This window comes from Niveibacterium umoris, assembly GCF_014197015.1.
In the GTDB taxonomy this organism is placed as follows: Bacteria; Pseudomonadota; Gammaproteobacteria; order Burkholderiales; family Rhodocyclaceae; genus Niveibacterium; species Niveibacterium umoris.
On sequence record NZ_JACIET010000001.1, the window covers coordinates 2,073,537 to 2,096,451 of the forward strand.

21 protein-coding genes are annotated in these 22,915 nt (G+C 64.9%); 11 read left to right on the top strand and 10 right to left on the bottom strand.

Features of this window, described 5'->3' with window-relative positions; genetic code table 11:
• Positions 1 to 28: 28 nt before the first annotated feature.
• The 7 genes from GGR36_RS09365 to GGR36_RS09395 all read left to right on the top strand — a co-directional run bounded on the left by GGR36_RS09365 (position 29) and on the right by GGR36_RS09395 (position 7,573).
• Positions 29 to 1,258, top strand: coding sequence for a hypothetical protein (locus GGR36_RS09365; RefSeq protein ID WP_183634328.1), 1,230 nt, complete (start codon positions 29 to 31; stop codon positions 1,256 to 1,258).
• 10 nt (positions 1,259 to 1,268) lie between these two features.
• Positions 1,269 to 2,177 carry a hypothetical protein gene (locus GGR36_RS09370; protein ID WP_183634329.1) on the top strand — a complete coding sequence of 303 codons (909 nt, stop codon included), beginning with the start codon at positions 1,269 to 1,271 and terminating at the stop codon, positions 2,175 to 2,177.
• Positions 2,174 to 3,796: a sensor histidine kinase gene (locus tag GGR36_RS09375; RefSeq protein WP_183634330.1), complete on the top strand. Its 1,623-nt coding sequence runs from the start codon at positions 2,174 to 2,176 to the stop codon at positions 3,794 to 3,796. Before GGR36_RS09370 ends, GGR36_RS09375 begins: the two co-directional genes overlap by 4 nt.
• Positions 3,797 to 3,865: 69 nt before the next feature.
• Entirely contained in the window at positions 3,866 to 4,762 is an 897-nt protein-coding gene (locus tag GGR36_RS09380; protein WP_183634331.1) for a methyltransferase domain-containing protein, read from the top strand.
• A gap of 2 nt (positions 4,763 to 4,764) precedes the next feature.
• Positions 4,765 to 5,430, top strand: coding sequence for a pyrimidine 5'-nucleotidase (locus tag GGR36_RS09385; protein WP_183634962.1), 666 nt, complete (start codon positions 4,765 to 4,767; stop codon positions 5,428 to 5,430).
• Positions 5,431 to 5,513: 83 nt separating this feature from the next.
• Complete coding sequence (locus GGR36_RS09390) at positions 5,514 to 6,623, top strand: DUF2235 domain-containing protein (RefSeq protein ID WP_183634332.1); 1,110 nt, start codon at positions 5,514 to 5,516, stop codon at positions 6,621 to 6,623.
• A complete protein-coding gene (locus GGR36_RS09395) occupies positions 6,620 to 7,573 on the top strand; it encodes a hypothetical protein (RefSeq protein ID WP_183634333.1) in 954 nt (317 codons plus the stop codon). The genes GGR36_RS09390 and GGR36_RS09395 overlap by 4 nt, the downstream gene beginning before the upstream one ends.
• Before the next feature lie 5 nt (positions 7,574 to 7,578).
• Here the strand turns inward: GGR36_RS09395 and GGR36_RS09400 are convergent, their stop codons facing one another.
• The 3 genes from GGR36_RS09400 to yihA form a co-directional block, all read right to left on the bottom strand.
• Positions 7,579 to 8,064 carry a GNAT family N-acetyltransferase gene (locus GGR36_RS09400; protein ID WP_183634334.1) on the bottom strand — a complete coding sequence of 162 codons (486 nt, stop codon included), beginning with the start codon at positions 8,062 to 8,064 and terminating at the stop codon, positions 7,579 to 7,581.
• Between the two features lie 31 nt (positions 8,065 to 8,095).
• Entirely contained in the window at positions 8,096 to 9,121 is a 1,026-nt protein-coding gene (gene hemB / locus GGR36_RS09405) for a porphobilinogen synthase (RefSeq protein ID WP_207064260.1), read from the bottom strand.
• Between the two features lie 131 nt (positions 9,122 to 9,252).
• Complete coding sequence (yihA, locus tag GGR36_RS09410; protein ID WP_183634335.1) at positions 9,253 to 9,903, bottom strand: ribosome biogenesis GTP-binding protein YihA/YsxC; 651 nt, start codon at positions 9,901 to 9,903, stop codon at positions 9,253 to 9,255.
• A 136-nt stretch (positions 9,904 to 10,039) separates the two neighbouring features.
• Here yihA and GGR36_RS09415 point away from each other — a divergent pair, with 136 nt between their 5' ends.
• The gene (locus GGR36_RS09415) at positions 10,040 to 10,681 is read left to right on the top strand and encodes a c-type cytochrome (protein WP_183634336.1); all 642 of its coding nucleotides are present in this window, start codon (positions 10,040 to 10,042) and stop codon (positions 10,679 to 10,681) included.
• 250 nt (positions 10,682 to 10,931) lie between these two features.
• The gene (locus GGR36_RS09420) at positions 10,932 to 11,465 is read left to right on the top strand and encodes a DUF4124 domain-containing protein (RefSeq protein ID WP_183634337.1); all 534 of its coding nucleotides are present in this window, start codon (positions 10,932 to 10,934) and stop codon (positions 11,463 to 11,465) included.
• A gap of 1 nt (position 11,466) precedes the next feature.
• Here the strand turns inward: GGR36_RS09420 and GGR36_RS09425 are convergent, their stop codons facing one another.
• Genes GGR36_RS09425 through GGR36_RS09450 form a run of 6 tightly spaced genes read right to left on the bottom strand, consistent with a single transcriptional unit; the run spans position 11,467 to position 19,491 of the window.
• A complete protein-coding gene (locus GGR36_RS09425; protein WP_338086650.1) occupies positions 11,467 to 12,261 on the bottom strand; it encodes an OmpA family protein in 795 nt (264 codons plus the stop codon).
• Positions 12,239 to 13,213 carry a type VI secretion system-associated protein TagF gene (tagF, locus tag GGR36_RS09430; protein ID WP_183634338.1) on the bottom strand — a complete coding sequence of 325 codons (975 nt, stop codon included), beginning with the start codon at positions 13,211 to 13,213 and terminating at the stop codon, positions 12,239 to 12,241. Before tagF ends, GGR36_RS09425 begins: the two co-directional genes overlap by 23 nt.
• Before the next feature lie 21 nt (positions 13,214 to 13,234).
• Positions 13,235 to 16,975 (bottom strand): type VI secretion system membrane subunit TssM, encoded by a 3,741-nt coding sequence (gene tssM / locus GGR36_RS09435; protein ID WP_183634339.1) that lies wholly within the window; start codon positions 16,973 to 16,975, stop codon positions 13,235 to 13,237.
• A 28-nt stretch (positions 16,976 to 17,003) separates the two neighbouring features.
• On the bottom strand, positions 17,004 to 18,374 hold the full coding sequence (locus GGR36_RS09440; RefSeq protein WP_183634340.1) for a hypothetical protein: 1,371 nt from the start codon (positions 18,372 to 18,374) through the stop codon (positions 17,004 to 17,006).
• A 6-nt stretch (positions 18,375 to 18,380) separates the two neighbouring features.
• Positions 18,381 to 18,647, bottom strand: a complete 267-nt coding sequence (locus GGR36_RS09445; protein ID WP_183634341.1) for a PAAR domain-containing protein — start codon at positions 18,645 to 18,647, stop codon at positions 18,381 to 18,383.
• A gap of 13 nt (positions 18,648 to 18,660) precedes the next feature.
• Positions 18,661 to 19,491, bottom strand: coding sequence for a M15 family metallopeptidase (locus GGR36_RS09450; protein WP_242533062.1), 831 nt, complete (start codon positions 19,489 to 19,491; stop codon positions 18,661 to 18,663).
• A 130-nt stretch (positions 19,492 to 19,621) separates the two neighbouring features.
• On the opposite strand from GGR36_RS09450, the gene GGR36_RS09455 reads away from it, so the two are divergent.
• Together GGR36_RS09455 and GGR36_RS09460 are read left to right on the top strand one after the other, a co-directional pair.
• A complete protein-coding gene (locus GGR36_RS09455) occupies positions 19,622 to 20,467 on the top strand; it encodes a hypothetical protein (protein WP_183634342.1) in 846 nt (281 codons plus the stop codon).
• A 133-nt stretch (positions 20,468 to 20,600) separates the two neighbouring features.
• Complete coding sequence (locus GGR36_RS09460; protein WP_183634343.1) at positions 20,601 to 21,770, top strand: GGDEF domain-containing protein; 1,170 nt, start codon at positions 20,601 to 20,603, stop codon at positions 21,768 to 21,770.
• Positions 21,771 to 21,773: 3 nt separating this feature from the next.
• Here the strand turns inward: GGR36_RS09460 and dinB are convergent, their stop codons facing one another.
• Complete coding sequence (gene dinB / locus GGR36_RS09465) at positions 21,774 to 22,889, bottom strand: DNA polymerase IV (protein WP_183634344.1); 1,116 nt, start codon at positions 22,887 to 22,889, stop codon at positions 21,774 to 21,776.
• Positions 22,890 to 22,915: the final 26 nt, after the last annotated feature.

The following is a 22,915-nucleotide window of genomic DNA, read 5'->3' on the forward strand; positions in this document are numbered from 1 at the left end:
CAGGCTGCCAAATACAGCACTTGCGCTCATGCTGCTGGGCGCCGCGGGAACCTCTGCCCCCCGTGCCGAGATCGCGCCGGGGCCCGAAGCCTTTGCATTGCGTGGCTTTGGTTCGCTGATCGCGACGAAGACCAGCGACGAACGTGTCGGCTGGCGGGTTCAGAATCAGCCCATCGAGCAGGCAAGGCATCAGGCGGGCGAATGGTCGCTGGGGCCGGAATCCGTGCTTGGCGTTCAGGCGGATCTCTATCCGCAGTCGCAGCTCGCGGCGACGCTGCAGGTGCTTGCGATGAATCGCGATCACGGGCATGGCGAGGCGGCAGTCGAGCTCGCCTTCCTGCGTTACCGCTTTGCGCCGGAATGGCAGTTGCGCCTGGGGCGGATCTGGACGCCTTCCTTCCTCAACTCAGAAACCCGTTACGTCGGCTACGCCAACACCACGATCCGTAACACCAACTACACGCTGTACCAGATCACCAACCTTGATGGCGGCGATCTGCGCTGGCAGCGGCGCCTTGCCAGCGGCAACCTCACGCTGAGCGCGTATCTGGGCAAGAACCGCTACTCCTTGCCCAACAGTGCCTCCGGTGCGGAAGACTTCTACCAGCTGCCGTTCATCGGGGGCGGCTTCGTGGCCTGGGAAGACCGCAACTGGCTGCTGCGCAGCAGCTACACGAAGATCGAACTGCAGCGGCGCGGCGCCGCCAACGCATCGCTGCTTGCTGTCACGGTGCCCGCCCTGCGCGCCGCCGCGGCCAGCGGGAAGTGCGCGATCTGCGCCGACGAAGCCGACAAGTGGGCGCGCACCTGGACTGGCGTGGACTACCGCGTTGCCACCGTGGCGGCACGCTACAGCGCTGGTGCCTGGGTCATCTCCGGCGAATACATCAATCGCTCGACCGACGGCACCTTTCCGGACGTCGACGCCTTCGACCTCGAGATCAACTACCGCTGGCGCGACTGGACCCCTTATTTCGACTACCTGGGTGCGTGGTCGAGCAGCAACAACAAGCCTGTTTTCACGCAGCCGCAGTTCGCCGCCCTCAATCGCAGCTACGCGGCGGGCCACATCGACCGGACGATCCTCACCGCGGGGTTGAAATACGATCTGAGCGAAAACTTTTCCGTGCGCGCTGAGGTCGCGCGCATCCGCTTCGCCGACCCGCTGGCAGGGGTCGGGTTCGCACCGGTGCAGGTCGGTGCGACGCTGCCCGAGAACTACACCGTGACCTCCATCGCGGTGGATGTGCTGTTCTGAAGGAGGCCCGGTGCGCGCCCGCTGCCAACCCACCCGCTCCTCTCGCACACTGCTGATGGTGCTCGCACTGGCGTCGAACCTGGCCAGCGCGGCGGAGCAAACCGACCTCATCTGGGGGGTCGCCGACTGGCCACCCATCTACATCCTGAAGAACGGCAGTCCGCCCGCCAGTGCCAGCGAACTGGGTGAAGGCCTGGCAGACCGTTTCATCGCGGCGCTGATCGCCCACATGCCCGCTCACTATCGGCATCGCTTTGCGCTCGTCTATCCGAAATCCCTGGTCAAGCAGTGGGCCGCCGGCAACAACTTTTGCTATGCGTCGAGCCTGCCCAGTGCCGAACGCGACAAGGTCACCTACCGGGTGCGGGCAACGCCCGCTCCGGGCATCGCCATCGTGTTGCGGCGAAGCGATCTGGCGCGCATTGGCGACGACAAGGGGCGCGTGTCGCTCGCCGCACTGAGCAAACGCAGCGATTTGCGCGGGCTGGCCGAGAACGGCCGTCTCTACGGTGCGCTCGACCCGCTGATCAACGCACCCGGCTCGAACATCCAGCGCGGCGCCTATTCCCGCAACGGCCAGCACCTCAACACACTGACCGAGAACAAGGCCGACTACGTGTTCGAGTTCCCGATGGTGCTCGACTACCTGCAAGGGAGGGGCAAAGTCTCCGGCGATCTGGTTACCGCACAGATCGTCGAATCCCCGGCGATCATCACCGGCTATGTTGCGTGCACCCGCAACGCGTGGGGCCACAGGGTCATACGCGACATCGACGCTGCGGTCCGCGCGGCCAGTGCAGACAAGGCTCTGCGTACGGCCCAGATGCGCTGGTTACCCGCGGAATACCTCGAACACCACCGGCGCGAGATCGAAGCGATGTACGACGAACGCGCCAAACGCAGCGAAGTCGCCGAATGAAATCGCTGCCCTCTCCCGCCAGCCTGGTGCGCTCGCTGGTCGGCCAGCTGGCGATCGCGGTGCTGGTGCCCTTGCTGCTGATCGTCGCCGGCGACATCTATGGCGGCGCGCGAACGCTGAAGACGGCGGTGCGCGAAAACATCCAGTCGAGCGTGATCAAGACCTCTCAGTTGTTGAACCTGACCGCCTCGACCTATCTCTCGAACGATGATCTGAGCACACTCGACATCTTCTTCAGCGAGATGCTCAGTGAATCGGACAACCGCGGCCTTGCCTACGTGATCATCGGCCGTTCGGACGGCGACCCCTTGATCAACACCCTGGGCATCGGGCGCGCAGTACCGCCGCCAGACCTCCCGGCCACCTACGAAGAGGCGGCGCTCCGCGGCATCATCCATGTGCGCAATCCGCTCTTCCTGCCGGGTCGGGCCGTTGGATACCTGCAATACGGACTCGCCACCGGCGACATGATCGCCGCGATCGATCACGAACAACGCCGCGCGCTGTGGCTGAGCGGCAGTATCGCGCTCGTCGCCGCGGTGGTCGCCGTGATTCTCGCGGCCAAAATCTCGCGCCAGCTGCGCGCTTTCATCGCAGCCAGCAAGGAAGTCGCCTTCGGCCGCTACGACCGCAAGGTGCAGGTGAGCGGCGCCGACGAACTGGCCAAGCTGGCCGAGCACTTCAACCGCATGTCCGAGGCGGTGCAATCGAAGATCCAGGAAGTCACCGAGCTGAACCAGACGCTGGAGGCCCGCGTTCGCGAACGTACCCGCGAGCTTGAGCACGCCAACACGCTGCTGCAGTCAAACCTGCTGCAGTTGAACGAGGCCAAGGATCAGATCGTGCGATCGGAAAAGCTTGCGGGCCTCGGCGCGCTGGTCGCCGGCGTCGCGCACGAGCTCAACACGCCGATCGGCAACGCGGTCACCTTGGCGTCGATGCTCGAGAACGATGCCAACGGGGTGATTGCGAAGTACCAGGATGGCAGCCTGCGCAGATCCGAGCTGGAAAAGCACGTCACCGCAGCACGCGACGCGAGCCAGATGCTGATGCGGAATCTGCAGCGCGCCTCCGAGCTGATCGTATCCTTCAAGACGGTGGCGGTGGACCAGACCAGCGAGCAGCGACGCCGCTTCAACCTTCAGCAAACGCTCAACGAACTGGTCATCAGCGTGGGGCCCACGTTGCGACGCACACCGTTCAGGATCGAGCTGTCGGTGCCGCCTGACCTGGAGTGCAACAGCTACCCCGGCCCGCTCAATCAGGTCATCACCAATCTGGTCACCAACGGCATCGCTCATGCCTTCGAGGGTCGCAGCGAGGGCTGCATGACGCTGAGCGCTGAGCGCGATCCAAACCACAGCGAGTGGATCGTGATCCGCTTCGCCGATGACGGCATCGGCATCGCGCCCGAGCACCTGCGCCGCATCTTCGACCCCTTCTTCACCACCAAGCTGGGACACGGCGGATCGGGCCTCGGTTTGCACATCTCGCACAACATCGTCGAAGGCTTGCTCGGTGGCCGCATCGAGGTCAGCTCTACGCCCGGACAGGGCACCACCTTCTCGATCCGCATCCCGACCAACGCCCCGGAAAGCACGGCGGGCAACGACAGCTGAGCGCCCCGCCGCGCCGGCCCCTTCAATGCGCGAAGCGCCGGCCCGAAGCGGGCGGGTAGAATCCGCCTCATGACGATTCCGCAGGATTTTTCTCTCGACCGCCGCGCCATTCGGGCGCGTTTCGGCCGCAGTGCGGCGCACGCCGACGCGGCCGGATTCCTCGCCCGCGAGGTGGCGCAGCGCATGGCCGAGCGACTGGCCTACATTCGCCACGAGCCGGGCCGGATCCTCGATGCGGGTTGCGGTAACGGGGCGGACTTCACCCTGCTTGGCAGTCGCTACCCGGCGGCCGAGCGCATCGGCGTGGACTTCGCGCATCCGCTGCTGCGGCTTGCGCGCGGCGAGCGCAGCTTCTTCAAGCGACTGCTCGGTAGCGCCCGCAACACCGACCCGCGGCTTCTCTGCGCCGATGTCGAGGCCCTGCCGCTGCCGCGCGCGGCGGTGCAGATGGTGTGGTCGAACCTGATGCTGAACTGGCTCGCCGACCCGATGCCGGCGATCCGCGAAATGCACCGCGTACTCGAAGTGGGCGGCATGCTGATGTTCTCGACGCTCGGGCCCGACACGCTGAAGGAATTGCGTGCTGCGATGCCGGCCGGCATCGGCGAGCGGGTGCACCGCTTCATCGACATGCACGATCTGGGCGACTGCCTGGTGCGCGCCGGATTCGCCGAACCGGTGATGGACATGGAGACGATCACGCTGACATACACCGATCTCGACGGCCTGCTCAAAGATCTGCGCCACGCGGGCGCCACCAATGCCTCGGCTGCCCGCCCGCGCGCGCTTGCCGGCAAGGCAGGCTGGGCGCGTGCCCGCGCGGCCTACGATCAGATGCGCGTGGAAGGGCGCCTGCCAGCGACGGTCGAAGTGATCTACGGGCATGCCTGGAAAGCCGCACCCAAGACCACCGAGGACGGCCGCGCGGTGATCCAGTTCAAACCACGCCCAACCGGCGAGGCCTGATGATGCGGGACACTTCAGGCAGCAGCGACGCAACCCGGGTCTGGCTGTTCGACCTCGACAACACCCTGCACGACGCCAGCCCGCACATCTTTCCGCACATCAACCGGTCCATGACCGAATACCTGATGCGCCACCTCGCGCTCGACGAAGCCGGGGCAAACGCCCTGCGCATCGAATACTGGCATCGCTACGGCGCCACGCTGCTGGGACTGATGCGCAATCACGGCACCGACGCCGCGCACTTCCTGCATGAGACGCACCAGTTCCCGCAGCTGGAGCGAATGCTGGTTTTCAACCGCGCGCTGGCCGCTCGCCTGCGCCATCTGCCGGGCCGCAAGGTGCTCTTTTCGAATGCGCCGGAAGCTTACGCGCGCGCGGTGCTGCGCGGGATCGGGCTGGAGCGTTGCTTTGAGCGGGTGTTCGGCATCGAGCAGCTGGGCCTGCAGCCGAAACCGCAATCCGAATCCTTCCGTCGCGTGCTGCACGCCCTGCGCCTGCCCGCGCATCGTTGCATCATGGTCGAAGACACGCTGCCCAACCTGCGCGCAGCCAAGGCGCTGGGCATGCGCACCGTCTGGGTGAACCGCGGCAGCGTTCGCCCGGCCTGCGTCGACGTCAAGCTGCGCAACATCCTCGACCTTCGCAGCGCAGCCCACCTCGTGCGATAAAACGCGCGGAATCAGGGCTGGCGCTTGCAAAAGCGCGCCGCACGTGCCATCAAGAGACTGGGCACCCCATTCGATGGACGGTCATGACCGAAACTGAACCCCGCACCCTCGTCGTATGCCTCGACGGCACCTGGAACGATGTCGGCTCGCGTACCAACGTGGTCCGCTTCTTCGAACAGCTGATGCGCGATTCGCAGCAGCTGACCTACTACGACGAAGGCGTCGGCATTCCCGAGCGCGGCAACTTGCGGCAACGACTGATGCAACGCCTCAGCGGCGGGCTCTTCGGCACCGGCTTGCTGGTCAACGTCATGCAGGCCTATCGCTGGCTCACAACGCATTACCGCGATGGCGACCGCCTGGTGATCATCGGCTTTTCGCGCGGCGCCTATTCGGCGCGTGTATTGGCGTCGATGCTCGGCACGCCGGGCTTGTTGCAGGGCGGGGACGCGGGCAGCTTCGACGCAGCGCTGCAGGCGGTGCAGCTGGCGCGCGAAACCCGCACGCCGGTGATCCTCCCGGGCCTCTGGCGTTGCCGCACGGTGCCGGTCGACTTCCTCGGTGTGTGGGATACCGTCGGTGCCCTTGGCGTGCCCAGCCTGAACATGAGATGGCGCCCCGCCGGGCTGCAGCCGCTGCGCTTCGGCAACACCCAGTTGCCGGATCATGTGAAAGTCGCGCGGCAGGCGCTGGCCATCGACGAACATCGCGCCGATTACGCGCCGGTGCTCTGGACGAGTGCGCGCGCAGGGGCCGACGTGCTGCAGATGTGGTTCCCCGGCTGTCACGCTCAGGTCGGCGGTGGTTACCCCGACGACGTGCTGTGCGAGATCAGCTTGCTGTGGATGGCGGCGCAGGCGGCGCCCTTCGTGCGCTTCCGCCAGCACAGCGACGAACTCGAAGGCGGACACTTCGCACCGCGTCGGCTGCGTCTGGATGGCAGTGAGTACCTTGCGCCGACCATCGATGCCTGGCGCGAGTTCCTCGGTGGCCTGTATCGGGTTTTCTCGCCGCGGCACCTGCGCCGCATTTGCGTGGAGGGCCTCAACGAGGCGGTGCACCCGTCGGCCTGGGACAAGTGGAGCAACGACCCGGACTACCGCCCGCTCAATCTTGCCCACGCCGGGCGCGAACACCTGCACGCAGCCAGCGATGAAGATCGCAGCGAGGCAGGATCGGAGGTGCGCTCATGATGCTCACGCTGCTCGATGTCGTCCTCGGTCTGGCCTTGCTGTTCGCGGCGCTGTCGGTGTTCTGCTCCTCGATCGTGGAGATGATTTCTGCGCGCTCGGGACTGCGCGGGCGCTACCTGCGCCACAGCCTGTTCCACCTGCTCGGCGAGGAAACCCTCTACCGCCGGCTGATCCACCATCCAGCCGTCGCCCACACGGTGCGGCGCAGCGGCGCCCGCGAGAGTGCACCGTCGTATCTCGCGACCGAACGATTCGTCGCCGCCGTGCTGGACATCATCCCGAATCGCGCCACGGCGATGGGTATCGCGGGGTTCGCCGAGAAACCCTTGCCCGCCGACATGGATCCGCAGGCAGCGGAGTTCGCGCGCGCGGCAGCCTTCATTGGCGAGTGTGGCATCGCCGTCGGCATCCCGCTGTCGCAGCTTGCGATGCGCAACGGCAAGTCGCTGGATCAGCTACGCAAGGCGCTTTCGGAGTGGTTCGACAGCCAGATGGACCGCGCCGGCGGCTGGTACAAGCGCCTCGCGCAACGCCTGCTGTTCGCTGTCGGGCTGGTGGTGGCGCTGGTACTGAATGTCGATACCGTCCAGGTCGCGCGCGCACTTGCGCATGACCCGGCGCTGCGTTTGCTGGTCGCCGCACCGGCGGCACGCGTCGCCAGCGAACGGGAAATCGAACTCGCCGCGCTGCTCGACGCAAACCGCGAACGTGGCCTGCCGGTCGGCTACCTGTGTCTGTCGGAGGCGGATCGCGGCGTCGAAGAATCGATCGCGTATTGCAGGAAGCAACTGGGCCAGTCGAGCTGGCTGGAGCTCCTGCTCAAGGGCGTAGGCTTCCTGCTGACCGCGCTGAGCGTGAGCTTCGGTGCACCGTTCTGGTTCGACCTGCTGCTCAAGGTGTCCAACCTGCGAGCGACCGGCGCCAGGGTTGGCACGGCAAAAAAAGGCTGATCTGCTCACCCGCCAACGGCGCGCGTCTTGAGCCGCGCGCCAACGCCGTAGCTGCGGTCGAGCGTAACGCCGCCCAAGGGTTTCCAGCCACGTCGCTGCCAGAAACTCACCGCATCAACCAGCGCCACCAGGCGAATCTCTCCGAACCCCGCGCGGCGACAGTGTTTCTCGAGCGCGCTGATCAGCGCGGCCGCCGCCCCGGCCCCCCTGGCTTCCGGCAACACGGCGAGGTCATGCAGGAAGAGATGATCCGGCATGACCAGCTTGGGCAAGGCGTGATGCAGGATCGGCGGCGGCCCTGCCCACGGATGCGCGAGCAGATACGCCACTGCACGGTGGCCCAGTTCGGCCACGAAGCAGCTCTGGCGGCCGCGCTCGAAGCGGCTCGCCAGCGCGGCGCGGGATTCGTGGTAGTCCGGGGTGTGCGCCCGGCATTGAAGATCAAACACCGGGTCGAGGTCGCCCGGTGTCATCAGCCTTATGTGCAGCATCAGCCTTGCATGGACTCGCGTGCCCGCGGCGTCAGCCGGCGGCGTCTTCCTTCAGCCAGCGCGCGGCATCGAGCGCGAAGTAGGTCAGGATGCCATCCGCACCCGCGCGCTTGAAGGCCAGCAGCGCTTCGAGCGCGCACGCGCGCTCATCGAGCCAGCCGTTCTGGGCTGCGGCCTTGAGCATCGCGTACTCGCCGCTGACCTGATATGCGTAGGTCGGCACCTGCAGCTCGGATTTCACGCGCCGTACGATGTCGAGGTAGGGCATGCCGGGCTTGACCATGAACATATCGGCACCTTCTGCGATGTCGAGCGCAACTTCGCGGATCGCCTCGTCGGAATTGGCCGGGTCCATCTGGTACGTGTATTTGTTGCCCTTGCCAAGGTTGCCGGCCGACCCGACGGCGTCGCGGAAGGGGCCGTAGAAGCTCGACGCGTACTTCGCCGAGTAGGCGAGGATACGGGTGTGGATGTGACCGTTGGCTTCCAGCGCTGTACGGATCCGCCCGATACGCCCATCCATCATATCGGACGGCGCGACCACATCGGCGCCCGCCGCGGCATGGCAAAGCGCCTGCTTTTCCAGCGCCGCCAGGGTTTCGTCGTTCATGACATAGCCGCGCGGATCTGCCGGGTCGATCAGGCCGTCCTGCCCATGGCTGGTGTAGGGGTCGAGCGCGACGTCGGTAATCACCCCCAGTTCCGGGAAGCGCGACTTGAGCGCCTGCACCACCCGCGGCACAAGGCCGTCCGGGTTCCAGGCCTCGGCGGCGTCGGCAGACTTTCTCTCGGCACCGACGACCGGAAACAGCGCGAGTGCCGGGATACCGAGCGAGACAGACTCCTCGGCAACGCGCAGCAGATTGTCCAGTGACACCCGCGACACACCCGGCATCGACGCCACCTGCTCGGTCTTGCCGGCACCTTCAAGCACGAAAACCGGGTAGATCAGGTCGTCGGCCGACAAGCGATGCTCGCGCATCAGCCGGCGGGAAAATGCGTCGCGGCGCATGCGGCGCATACGGGTATTCGGGAACGGACCGGGCGTGAAAGTCATGTCGGAAATCATCCGGAAAGGTTGAGTGAAATCGTCGGGAACTTTTCGGTGACGGTCCTGATCTCAAGCGCTAGATGGTGCCCAACCGTCTCCCGCTTCACCTCCCTGAGCGGGGCCTCTTACCAGGCGTTCTACCCCCGGCCCTCTTCCCCTTCCGCCGGGGGTTTTTCTTTGTCGGGGTCGGGAATCAACGACTCGAGCCAGTTGGTGACGACGCGCTCGGCATCGTCCATCCCTGTTTTCTTGAGGCTGGAGAAGAGCTGGGCGGTGACACTTGGCCCCCATTGCGCCAGTTCGCGGCGCACATCCATCAGGGTCTGCGCCGCGGGGCCACGGGTCAGCTTGTCGGACTTTGTCAGCAGGATATGCACCGGCCGCCCTGAAGGCGTGAACCAGTCCAGCAGCTGGCGATCGAGGTGCGTCAGCGGATGGCGCGAATCCATGATGTGTATCAGGCCGATCACGTTGGGGCGCCGCGTCAGGTACTTCTCGAGCAGATCCTGCCATTGGCGGCGGATCGGCTCGGGTACCTGGGCGTAGCCGAACCCGGGCAAATCGACCAGCGCGACACCGGAAGGAAGGCGGAAGAAGTTGATCAGCTGGGTGCGGCCCGGCGTCTTCGAAACAAAGGCGAGCCGATTGTGGCCGACAAGCGTATTGATCGCGCTCGACTTGCCTGCGTTGGAACGACCAACAAAGGCGATTTCGGGCGCAGACGAGTCCGGCAAGGCGTTCGGCTTTGCATAGGACGTTTCGAAGCGGGCGTGGCGAAAGATGGACATGATGATGGCGGGCTTTGGCAAATTCCGCCGACAGGCGCGGGACCGCGCCGATCTTGCATTCAGCGGTGCATGGCGGTGCAGCGTGGGGCTGTATTAGAATATCAGGTTTGAAGACCGACACGGGTTTGAGGGGACCATGTTGAAGCCGATTCTCGGGCACGCACTGATTCTGAGCCTGCTTGCTGCAACGCAAGCTTTTGCCGCTGACGCGGCCGCCAAACCGGACCTCGCCAAGGCGAAGCAGACCGTGGAAACCGTTTGCGTAGCCTGTCACGGCGCCGATGGCAACAGCACGATCCCGCAAAACCCCAAGCTTGCCGGCCAACACAAGGAATATCTCTACAAGCAGTTGCGCAACTTCAAGTCCTGGGATGGCAAGCCCGCCGAGCGCGCCAACCCGGTCATGGGCGGTATGGCCGCACCGCTTGAAGATGCGGACATGCAGGCGCTGGCGCAGTACTTCTCCAGCCAGAAACTCACGCTGGGCGAAGCCAAGGACCGCAAGAGCGTTGAAGCCGGCCAGAAGATCTGGCGTGGCGGTATCGCGGCGAAAGGTGTGCCGGCCTGTGCCGGTTGCCACGGCCCGACCGGCGCCGGCCTGCCCGCACAGTACCCGGCGCTGCACGGCCAGCATGCCGAGTACACCGAGGCGCAGCTGAAAGCCTTCCGCGCAGGTGAGCGCGCGAATGATCCGAACAAGATGATGCGCACGATCGCGCTGAAACTGACGGATCCGGAAATCAAGGCCGTTTCGGACTACATATCCGGACTGCGTTGAGCGCGTATTTGCATTGAATACAAGGGGCGGAGCGATCCGCCCCTTTTTATTTCGGTCAGCACGCCGGCGGGGCGATCGCGCAAGCGAAGTCCCTGAAGCACGGATGAAGCCGGAAAAAACATGTGCATCGGAGATCGTTCCGATCCACCGACGGACCGGGGAAATTCGTCAGCACGACGCTCCGGAACCCGGCTGCACCCGCACACATGACCGGCGCTACACTGGAAGTGCACGATTCCGGAGCCTAGCCATGCGCACTGCGCCCCTGCTCTTCATGCTGGTGACAATGTTCGCTACGCCCACGCTGGCCGAGGTCTGGAAATGGACCGACAGCGAAGGCCACACCCACTACGGCGATACGCCGCCGGCCGGAGTAAAGGCCAGCAAGGTGGGCGATGCAGGCGTCTCGGTAGTCCCGGCGATTACCGGCGATGACAGTCGCCCCCCGACGCCCCAAGTGCCCGCCGCGCCGGCCAGGCCGCCTGCGCCCGAAGTGAAAGGCAGCGGGACAAATACGGCCGCCGATGCGGAAGCCAGACGCCAGCGCATGATCGAGCGCTGCGAGAAGGATCGTGGCGTCGACTGCGAAGAAAACGTCGACCGAATGCTCGATGGGTCGCCCGGTGTCTCGCCGGGTGCGGCCGACTATCCGGTCTGGATCGCGCCGCCACCCCATCCGGCCCACAAGCCGAATCCTCATCCCAAACCGAAGCCGAAGCCAAAACCCGAGCCGGAGCCCTATCTGGAGATGGGTCCGATGCCCAAACCGGCCAAGACCAAGTAACTCACTGGGCAAGCACGCGAAACTCGATGCGCCGATTCCGCGCGCGCCCCTCGGCGGAAGCGTTCGATGCGACCGGGCGATCGGGCCCCATGCCGCTGGTGCTCAACATGCCCGCATTCGTGCCTTTAGACACCAGATAGCGTTGCACTTCATTTGCACGCGCTTGTGACAATGCAAGGTTGCCGGCCCGCGAGCCATCGCTGTCCGTGTGGCCGACAATTTCCACCCGACGCCCACTCAGACTCGCCAGCGCCTTCGCCATTTCATCGAGAATCGCCTGGCCAGACGGCGTAAGCGTCGCTTTACCGCTCTCGAACTCGACAATGCGGTTGCCGAGCGTGGTGTCGAGCAACTGCTGCTCGCCGGCAGCGACTGCGAGACCGTTCTTCACAACGAACTGATTGCTCAACCCGTTCGCCACGTCACCGGCCACAGATTTACGCAGCGTCTCACTGGGTACGGTGCCGGCCAACGCAACCTGGGTACCGTCGACCGTCAGGCTGCCCGAAGTTACCGACTTTAGCTGCGGTCCGATCGAGCGCTGAACTTGCGCAGTCCATTGAGGTGGGGCCACCACGCCGCCTACGCTGAGTTGGTCGACAACTCTCGCGGGGCCGAACACCTCGCGCAGCCGGGCAAGGATTGCAGCCTTCGATGCCTCGTCCGGCACAGTACCCGTCGCGACGATCGGTGCCTCTTGGGTCGCAGAGGCGCCGGCATATGCAAAAACCGAGGCGCACGTGAGTAACGCGGCAAGGATGCATTTCATCATGCTAGCGCCCCAGGAACGCTTCACCGAACGTAGCCGCTGCCTGACGCAGGGACAGGCGCGGGATATCGAGATAGCTTGCGAGCTTGCTGATTGCATAGTCGTTGTCCAGATAGTCTTCGACCCATTCGGCGTCGCAGATGTCGATCAGGTATTCCTGTGCCGCGCTGGGCGAGAGCAACGCCTGAAGGGTGCGCGCATCGGCGCCGGCGAAGCTGAGCATCAGCTCGGGTCGGCCGCCGCGCGTGACGGTCAGTGCACCAAGCTCGAAGTCGGCACGAGCAAGAAAGGGCGCCACGGCTGCCGTCCACCAGCTCGCAACGGCCGTACGCGCATCGCCCGTGGCCGGCAGCGGAAGTGCCAATCCGCGTTGCATCCGCGATGAGGTCTGGGTCAGCAGGGGTTCGAGCAGCAAGCCGATTGCCAGCACGCTGCGCCGGAGCACGACGGGATGGCCGGCTGCGCGCAGGCTGCGCTCAAGATCCGCCAGCGTCAGCGCGTCGTATTCCGGCTGCAGAGCTTCGGCAGCGAGCGGCGCGACGGGCGCGAATTCCAGCGCGGACAGCGCCTCTAGCGCAAGGCGCGGATCTTCCGCGACACGCACCGCGTCCATCGCGGTCGCCAACTGCTGCCAGACTGGCTCGAAGCAAGCCGGGAAATTCGCAACCAGTCCAAGCGGCGAATCGGCAGGAAGCGCAACAGCCGAGATGAACGGAAAGCGTCGCTGCGAGGCGTCCTGGCTTGGCACAAGCCGCCCCACCAATGCAACCGGGCTGCGCGCGCCGAGGAAAACGAAGTTCGCTGGTGCGCAGCGATCGTATGCCGACTTCCAGCCAGGATCGATGGCCGCAAGTTCCAGTCCGTGCGCCACCCAGGCGTCGAGTGAGTCCAGAATCGGCGCGCCGCTGGCGCTCCGTACAAAATCCGCACGGGTCGGCAGTTTTCCGAAGTAGCAAACGCGTCCGGCAAGGTCAGTCATGCGCATTGCGGTCACTACCCCTCAGGTCCCGCTGCCGGCCACGACGGCCGGCAACTTGATCCCCAGCAGGTTCGACGCCTTTTGCGGCGCGCTCGCGCCCGCCGAGGTGTCGGCTTGTGCGCTGCTGACGATGCGCAGATTGACGCTGACCGCAATCCCGTTGTTGGACCAGGTCATCTCGAATACCCCGTCACTGCGTTTCTTCTTCTGGGCTGTATTGATCAGCCGCTCCAGCCCGGCCGTACCAGGTTGGCTCGCAACCTCCACCGTCCGGCCGTCGTACGCAACCGCGGTGATACGCGCGCCCGGCGCCCCCTTGCCCGAGGGCCAGACGAAATTCACCCAATCCTGCACGCCCATCCGGTAACGCAAGACCTGTCCGTCGATTTCCAGCGTGTACTCGGTGACGCCGGACACCGGCAGCGGCTGTATCTGGAAGACCGTCTGCGGCGCGCCCGATGCATTGGCGTCCCCGGCACCAGCGGCCGTCGGCGCACCAGCAACCGGTGCAACGAAGCGTGCGAAATTGTCCGAGAACTCCGGCGCGAGCTTCATCCCCATGTCCGCCCAAGTTCGCGAGGCCAGCGTGTCACCGCGCCGCACAACGAGGGGCCCCAAGGACGTTTGCACGAACTTCGACACCGCCCCTTCGGGGCCGAAGACCTGCGCGATTTCGGCAGCTCCCGCTTCCACGCGTGCGTTTTGCGTGAACGGATACTTTTCCGAGAGGCTGCGCATGAAGGGGTCATACACCTGCGCCGCCCAGGTACGGTTGAGCTCCTGCTCCGCCGGTTTGACAATGACCGCAAACGCCATCATCAAGGGACGTACCAGCAGCGGGCGGATGGTGCCGCGCGCAGCATCCGGGATGGTCGAGAGCACCTGCTCATCCACCTGGCGCAGTGCGTCGGAGAGTTCAGAGCCCGAGCCCTCCAGCGTCTGCATCATCAACTGGCGCGACGCTGGCCCGGGGTCACCCGCCGTCTTCATCTGATTGAATCGCGAACGCAGCTTGGCGAGCGACTGCAGATACGCCTTGAGCAGCGAGCCGTCCTTGGCCTCAGGGCGTTCGATCACCAGGTTGGCGATCGCAGAAAACTCCCGCCCGACCGGCCCCATCGGGATTTCGGCCCTGGCGGTCGAGACATTGACGGAGACCTGGGCAGGAGACTGACGCAGGATGGTTTCGCGGAACCAGTCCATGATGCCGCTCTGCGCCTTGGCGAGTCCATCGTTGAGGAGCGACGGGTTGTCCCAAGACGTCTGGCGATAGACCGTATCGATGATCTTGCCGATTGGTGAATTGGCCGGATCGCCAAGACGATTGAGTTGTTTGACGGCATCGTCGAAGCCGGCAAAGTCCGCGACGGTCACGCCCTGCAGGAACTTCTTCCACTCTGCGGCGTATTCCGTCTTGTACATCAGCGTCAGAGCCTTCTGGATCTGCTCCGGGCTCCCTTCGAGCGACAGATCATCGCGGGCAGCCGTCTTGAGCACCCAATCGGTGCTCTGCAGTTCCTTGCTGGCGGCCTCCTTGATTGCCGCTTCAACGTAACCTTCCCACGCCTCACGTGTGAACGTGCCAGGAATCGCATGACTGCCTGCAATCAGGTCGCGCCCCTCGTCCCCGACGATGCGCAAGGCCGTCATGGACGGATACCGGGTTGCCGCGCGCGCCTTGATTTGCGCATAGACACGCTCTCGCGCAGGCTGCCCCTTGACCACCTTGCGCAAGGTGTCGCGCGTCTGGTCGACGAGCGCCAAGCGTGTATCGACCAACGGAAAATCGGGCTGCACCGATTGCGCGACCACAAAGCCAAGCATCCGCTCGGCAGCCCGGATCATCTTCTCGCGTGGCATCTCGCCGCGATTGTTTTCCAGCCAGACACGCCAGAAGCGCGTCAGCTGGTCGTTCAGGTGTCCGGGTTCAACATGATCCCGGCTTCCGAGCATCAGATAGGTCTTGAGCGCGTTGTAGGCATCCTGCACATCGGTCGGCGAGGCATCCCGATAGGTCTGGGCGGCAGCATCCTGTTTCGCGGCCGCCCTCTCGGCGCCGCCCGCCTGCTGCGGCGTCAGCTCACCGCTGCGACGATTGACTTCGGCGAGATAGCTTTCGAGCGACTCGGCGACCGGCTTGAGCAGCAGCTGCTGCACGCCGTGGAAGTACTCGGCACGGAGCTTTGCCTCGAGCGGCTCGCCTTGGTAAAGCCCGAAACCCAGACCGATCGGCCGCGCTTCGCGATAGCGCTGCAATTGTTCGATGCGATCCTGCATCAGTTCCAGCGCCTCGAAGCGCGAAGCCATGTCCTGGCGCCCTTCCTGAAGCCGGACCGCTTTCGCGAAGTCGGCCTCGACGTGGGTCACCAGACGCTGGTTGGCAACGAAGGACCACGACAGCGCAGCGAGCACCAGTCCGAACGCAAGCACCGACGCAGCAAATCCCGCCGTCCGCAAGCGCAGTCGGGTACGACTGGCGTACTGGCGCACCAGGGCGCGGTCGGCAAATATGACTTTTGAAAACAGGTCGCGCAGGAAGAAACCTCCGCGCGACGACACCGGCGTCTCTATCGCAGGCACCAGCTTGAGACCGAAGCGGTCGGCGACCCGCTCGCTTGAGGATCCGGCGGCCCGCCCTTCCTGGAGCGCACTGGTGAAGTAGTAGCCGCGGAAGACGGGCTTGAACTGGAAGGGGTTGTCCTCGAACAGGGTTGCGACGAACGCGCGCAGCGCCGGCCGCACCGCCGCGAATTCAAGCGGAAAGGTGAGCACACCGGCGCCAAGTTTCTCACCGCGGTACAGGGACATGCGCGCCACCGACAACTCACGCAAGCCCTCGTACAAGCGGTCAAAGTGCTCGTCAAAGCGCTGCACCGGATCGGCCGCACCATCTGCGTCGTAAGGCAGCGTCGCACCCCACACGCGCGCTCGTTCGGCCGCATCGCTGTCGTCGAAGAACTCCGCGAAACCCGAAATCAGATCGACCTTTGTGAAGACGATGTAAACCGGCGCGAATACTTCAAGCTCAGCGGTCAGTTCCTGCACCCGCGCCCGGATCTGCTTGGCCAGCTTGATGCCGTACTCGGGGCGGTTCTGCGTCAGCTCCTGGACGCTGGCAGCCACAACGATGCCATTGATCGGCGCTTTCGGACGGTGCCGCTTGAGCAGGTGCAGGAACCCGAGCCATTCGGCGCGATCCTCGTCTTCTACCGCGTAACGGCCTGCGGTATCGAGCAGGATGCCTTCGGTGGTGAAGAACCAGTCGCAGTTTCGCGTCCCGCCTATCCCCTGGATGATATTGCCGCCCTGGTCGGCAAACGGAAACTGCAAACCCGAATTGACGATGGCCGAGCTCTTCCCCGCTGCCGGGTTGCCGATGACCATGTACCACGGCAGTTCATAGAGGGCGGCCCGCCCGGAACGCTCGCCGAGCCGGGACCCCTTGATCTTCGCGATCGCCTCGGCCATGCGGCGACGCAGCGCGTCGACTTCAGCGCGCTTTGAAGGCTGAGCGCGACTGACCGCGCGCTCGGATTCCTGCGTCAGCATCTGGGTCAGCGCCGCCGACTCCTGCGCTGCACGGCGACGGCGCCACCACCCCGCCCCCAGCATGACCGCGCCCAGCAGCGCAATCAGCGCCAGCGCCCACCAGAGCGCAAATTTGAGCGTGTGGGCAGACAGCAGCAACACCGCGCTGGCCAACAAGAAAGCGAGCACAGTCAGGGTTCGACTGTCGGCAAGGAAGTTCCAGATTCCACGCATGGTTTGGGTCGTCGTTTTGTGGCCAGCGTCAGGTGGTGGCTGGCTCGGGTTCGTATGGCAACAGCAGGGCGACTCCGCGTGCGAGCGGGTCGGACAGCGATGCAAAGAGGGTCGGCTTCTGTGTTTCTTGTGTTTTGTGCGCGGCGAGGGCAAGACCGAGTGCGGCGCCAGCAACGCCAAGGTCGCCAAACGCCGCGCCCAACGCCAGGCGGTTGGCCACCGGATCGAGATGCGGCAACGCTTTGTTCATTGCGACAGCGACTTCGACCGCACGTGTAGGGCGCACGTCACCGTCGCAGACGACCGCGGCTATATCGTCGGCATTGCAGGCGCCTGCGCTCATGGATAGGGCGAAGAGCCCCTCCAGCGCCGATGCATCAACGGGAAGCACGCGCCTCGGTTCCGCATTTCTCGCGCTGCAAAGCGACGCATTCAGACGCGCAACGGGCGCCATACCCACGCTCATGTCAGGCCGTGCGAGCAGCAGGGTCGTGACTGCCTCGCCGGGCACCATCCCCTCGGGGTGGTCGTGGCGGTAAAGCCGCCCGTCGCCGGATGCAGTCTCGATCTGCGCAAGATCGATCAGACTGTCGAGCGCAACCAGCAGCAGGCCGCGTGGCTGTCGGGTATCCGCGAGCCAGGCATCGATCTCGCGCAGGGCCGTTATGCCTTCACTGGCGCGGGTCATCGCCATGGGAGGCAGCGCTTCGCTCCAGAAATCGGCAATCAGCCGCTCGATGCGTTGCTGTACCCGCGAGATCTCGGCGTCGCTCCAAAGCGCCGGGAGCACAACCCTGATCATTACCGGCAGCGATCGCGGCTGCGCATGCGCGGATACAGGCGGCGGCATGGCAGCAACAAGATCCGCAAGAACCGGTACCAGCGCGCCAGGAAGCAGCGCAAGTGCGCGCGCCACAGACTCCGGGATGTCGAACGGCTGATCAAGCACTGAATCGCGCCCGTCAATACGCGTCTCACTTGGCAGTTCAGCGACCCTCGCGAGACGCACCGGCAAGCCAGCGAAATCGACAATCTCGTCGCAGGGGGCGGGTTGGGAGGCGCCGGTTTCAATCGCCTCGCAGACGGACTCGGTCGACGTACCAGCCGCGGTATGGATGCCAACACCGAGGATCCATGCCTCGCCCACAGGCGGCGTCACAGTTGTCGTTTCGCCAAGCTGCGCCTGCGCCGCAGCCTGCGGCGCTGGCGCCTTGCGCAATCCGAACCATAGCAAGGCAGCAATGGCGCAAACGGCAACAGGCGCCGCAACCAACCCGAGCAGCACATCAGCCGGCTGCAGCACCAGTGGTTGGCGCTGCCACCAGAGCACGACACAGAGCCAGGTCAGTGCAACCAGTGCGACGGCAACAAGAGCGAATCGAAGCGCGCGGCCAGACATTAGGTGTCAGTCAAAGGTATTGCTCTGCCCCGCGACCAGCACTGCGCCACAAGCCGTCTTGTCACCGTGACGCGCCGCAGGGCGGCCATCAATCATGCAGGTCGGGTCGCCACTGACGATCACCGTCGTGCCGCCGTGACCCCGCTCAGGGCAAGTCACCTTGTCGCCGACCCGCGCAATGGCCTTGCCACCGGCCACGCTTTGCACGCTTCCTTCGACGACCACGCCACCGTGGCTGGTCTTGTCTCCAACGAGAATGAACGGACGATTCACACCTGACTCCCGACTACTTGCGACCAAGCACGCCACCGCGGCGCAGCTCGACATGACCGAAATCCATCAATTTCCAGCGACCGCCCCAGGTCAGCCCGAGAGCTTCTGCGCGCTCGCCAAGAATTCGGTAACCCTCCATCGCCCATGGGTCGCGCTCGCTGATCACGAGGCGCCCGTCGCGCAAGAACGCCAGGTCCGCCGCCAGACCGAACTGGTGATAACTCTGGAAGGCGCCGGCGCGGGTGACGTTTGGCCCCAAAGCAGCCAGCTCCGACTGTCGCTCCGGGCTGCGGTAACCCTCGAGCAAGGCCATCTCGTAGCCGCGCTCATGCATTTGCTGGAACAGGACAAGCAAGCGCTGACGGAACTCGCCATCGACCAGCGCCCAGTCCCTGCTCGCCGTCGCGATGTCCGGTCGATCGCGCTTGATGTCTTCGGTGACAAAGATCTCGGGCGGGAGCGCCGGCGGCGGCACCAGGTGCTCGCCTTCCAGCAACGCTGCGAGCACCGGGTCTGCCACCCTAGCTCGGTCTTCGAACCCCTCCAGCGGACGGGATGCCGACACCGTAATTGCAAGACCAACCGGCAACCCGACAGCGACGACACCCAACGCGAGCCACGTACGGTTTCGGGTCAGCCGACGCCCCATGCCGACACCGATCGCGCGACCATTGCTCCCGAATTCACCGAGCGCCGCAACGCACCCCGAGCCGATGCGACGCTGCCACTCGCCGAGGCCAGACGCATAGCGCGCTGCGCCGCGCATCGCCGTTTCGCGCAACGACGGAAAACAGGCCAACGCACCGAGCATTGCAGCGAGCAAGACCAGAGCAACAACGGGCAACAACAGTAGATTCACAAGCCAGCCGAATGACGAGTTAGAATGACGAAGGCATTATATGAGCGCATACATTTGGCATATGCGGTAATTCTTCTCGCATAATCGGATTTGCCGGCCACTAGAATTCTCACGCATGAAACCCACTGATCTGAGCGCGTCGCCCGGCAACGCAGCGCGCCGCCCGTCGCTGTTCGAAGTGCCAAGCACCCCACCGCGTACACCGCACCGGGAGATTGCAATCTTCGCGCCGTTCGAAGATCCGAAACCTCAGCCACACTCCCCGTATTGGGCAAAGGCGGGTGTCCTGGCGATCTTCTCGGCGGCGTTACTTCTCGCTGCTGCGACGCTGTGGGCCACGTTCAATCACCCCTCGAATGCGCCCCCATTGGCGCAGCCCGTGCTCGCACGGCCGGCGGGAGACAAGCCGGATCGCGCAGCACCAGTGACCGCTGCGCAGCCGCCCCTCGCCGGCACCGATGCCGACGCAAGTGCACCCGTCAGTGGTGTTGCCCGCATCGAGACAAGCGTGGCGCCGCAAACTGCAACGATCGACCCCGGAACTACGGCCCCTTTCGCTCAACTTGAAGCAGACAGCGCCCAGCCCGCCGCCGCCGCCCCTAGCGCATCAGACACGCGCGCGGCCGCGGGCAGTTCGGACAGCGTCGCGCAGGGCGGTGACCTGGCGAAACCCGCGCAAGCAGCCAAGAAACCCGCGCAGGCCAAGCCCCGCAATGGCTCAGGCAAGCCACGGGTCGAACCGGACACCTTGCTGCTTGCTGCGCTGGTCTCCCACGTTCAGCATACTGAGGCCCAGGCACGCGCCAGCCAGAGGCCAGACGTCGTGTTGGCGGATCACTCCGCCACGGCGGCGGAATTGGTCGCGCGCTGCGAACGCCTCGGCGGACTCGAGGGCAACCTGTGTCGGAAGCGCATCTGCAAGGAACTGCCTGGCAACAATGCGACGTGCGCTGCGCGCTGAAGAAAGGCGCAACCCAGTGTCGATCAGTCCGGGATGCTCGGGCACCGCGTATCGCTCCACGACTTCCGGCAGGGAGAAGGGCTAGACTGGAGGCCGGCGGTGCATCCCGCCTGATTCAAGCAGTGCCACTCCCATGACCCTGGCCCCGCTCGACCTCACCACGCTGGCTTTCACCCGCGGTCTCGTCCAGATCATTCTGGCCGCCCTGATGTTTGCAACGCTGCGTGTCGACCAGTCATTCCGCGGCTCGACCTGGTGGCCTGTGGGCTTCCTGGCGAGCGGCATCGCCCTGGTCTCTTTGCCCATTTCGAGCCCCGAACACGAGCTCGCGTTGAACGCGGTCAATCACCTGCTCTCAGGGTTTGCGTGGGCCGCGCTCCTGCTCGGTTTCTGGCGCTTCAACCAGCAAGGCCCGCGACTACCTTTGCTCGCACTTATCTGCATCCTGCCCGCGACCTCGCTGGCCTTGTGGCAGATCGTGACCCCCAACCCCCCGCTACGGATCGTTACCACCGCGCTGGCGCAACTTGTCGGCATGCTGGCCCTCTTTGCGACTCTGTCGAAGCCCTACCGGGACGAGATGCGCCTGCCGTTCCGAGGGATCCAGTTGCTGATCCTTGCCTATCTGCCCGTCTTCGTCTTCCAGTACGCCGGCATCGCAGAAAGGACCTTCGCCGCGCCGGCCTGGATGGGCGCAAGCAGTTACAGCGCTGTGTTCTCGCTCGTCACCTTGCTGTTCACGCTGTCGCTCGCGGTCAGTTGTATCGGTCTGCAGTTTCTCCGCATATCGGTCGAACATGCTGATCGCGCGACGACCGACTGGTTGACGGGTTTGATCAATCGCCGCGGGCTGAACCTCTTCGCCGCGCAGGATGACGCCAGGCGGCGCCGTGATGGCGGCACCAGTGCGGTGATCTGCCTCGACATCGACCATTTCAAGGCGGTCAATGACCGCTATGGACACGCCAGCGGCGACCTTGTGCTGCAGTGTCTCGCCGAAGTGCTGCGCAACGACATCCGCAAGCGCGACATCGCGATCCGGCAAGGCGGCGAGGAATTCGCGGTGCTGCTCGTCGGCAGCGGCGAAGTCGACGCCATGGATGTCGCAGAGCGGATTCGCCGGGACTTCTCGACGCAGCGCATCGATACGGCGTCGGGAACCATCGCCGAGCTCTCGCTGAGTGCCGGGGTGGCGGTTGCTGCCGCCAACCGGACCATACTGCAGGCGATGGACCTCGCAGATACCGCACTCTACGAAGCGAAACGAAGCGGCCGCAACCGCGTATGCGCGGCAGCCGTTTAGACTTCAGTCGAACAATCGCAGGCTCTGCCCGGAAGACTGCGCCGCCGTTCCGGAAACCTGTTCCAGATCGGCCACCTTCACCCCAAGCAAACGCAGCTTGCGTTCGATCGGCACACGACGCAGACAATCGACCGCCACATCCCGGATCGTCATGAAATCCGCCGTCGCGTAGCCCAGTTTGTGGTCGCGGGTGGCCTGCTCGAAATTGTCGAACTTCACTTTCACGCCAATGCTGCGTCCGGCATAGCCCCGCCCGGTCAGATCGGCGGCCACCTGACGCGAAAGCTTCACGATCACGGAGAGCAGCGTCAGCGGATCTCGCGTGTCATGCGGGAAGGTGATCTCGCGCGAGCGTGACTTGGGTTCCTGGTGCGTTTCCACCGGGCGATCGTCGCGCCCGGCACCGGCATCGACCAGCCAGCGCCCGTAGCTCTGGCCGAAGTGGCGCACCAGCATGTGCGGGGATGCGGCGGCAAGCTCGCCTATCGTGCGGATCCCCAATTGCTCCAGCTTTGCAAAGGCCTTGGGGCCAACGCCGTTGATCTTGCTCGCCGCCAGCGGCCAGATCCGCTCGGGAATCGCCGCCTCTTCGATGATCGTAAGCCCGTTGGGCTTATCCAGATCCGACGCAATCTTCGCGATCAGCTTGTTCGGCGCGATGCCGATCGAGCAGGTCAGCCCGGTCGCCGCCGTGACCCGCGCCTTGATCGCGCGCGCCAGCGTTTCCGTATCGCCTGGCACATCGGTCAGATCGATGTAGATCTCGTCGATGCCGCGATCTTCGATGCAGTCGGCGACTTCCGCCACGGCCGCCTTGAACAAGCGCGAGTAATGCCGATAGGCAGCGAAATTCACCGGCAGCACGATCAGATCAGGGCATAGGCGCAGCGCGGTGCGGATCGGCTGGCCCGAACGGCAGCCAAAGGCGCGCGCCTCATAGGTCGCGGTGGTGAGCACGCCGCGGCTCGCCAGCAACTGCGCACGCCCTTCCGGCGTGCGCGAGTCGCCGATGCCGCCAATTGCCACCGGTAGCCCGCGCAGTTCGGGCTGGCGCAGCAGTTCGACCGACGCGAAGAAGGCGTCCATGTCGAGGTGGGCGATGCGGCGATGCGGAAACATCGCGAAAGTTTACCGGAGGGGTTGAA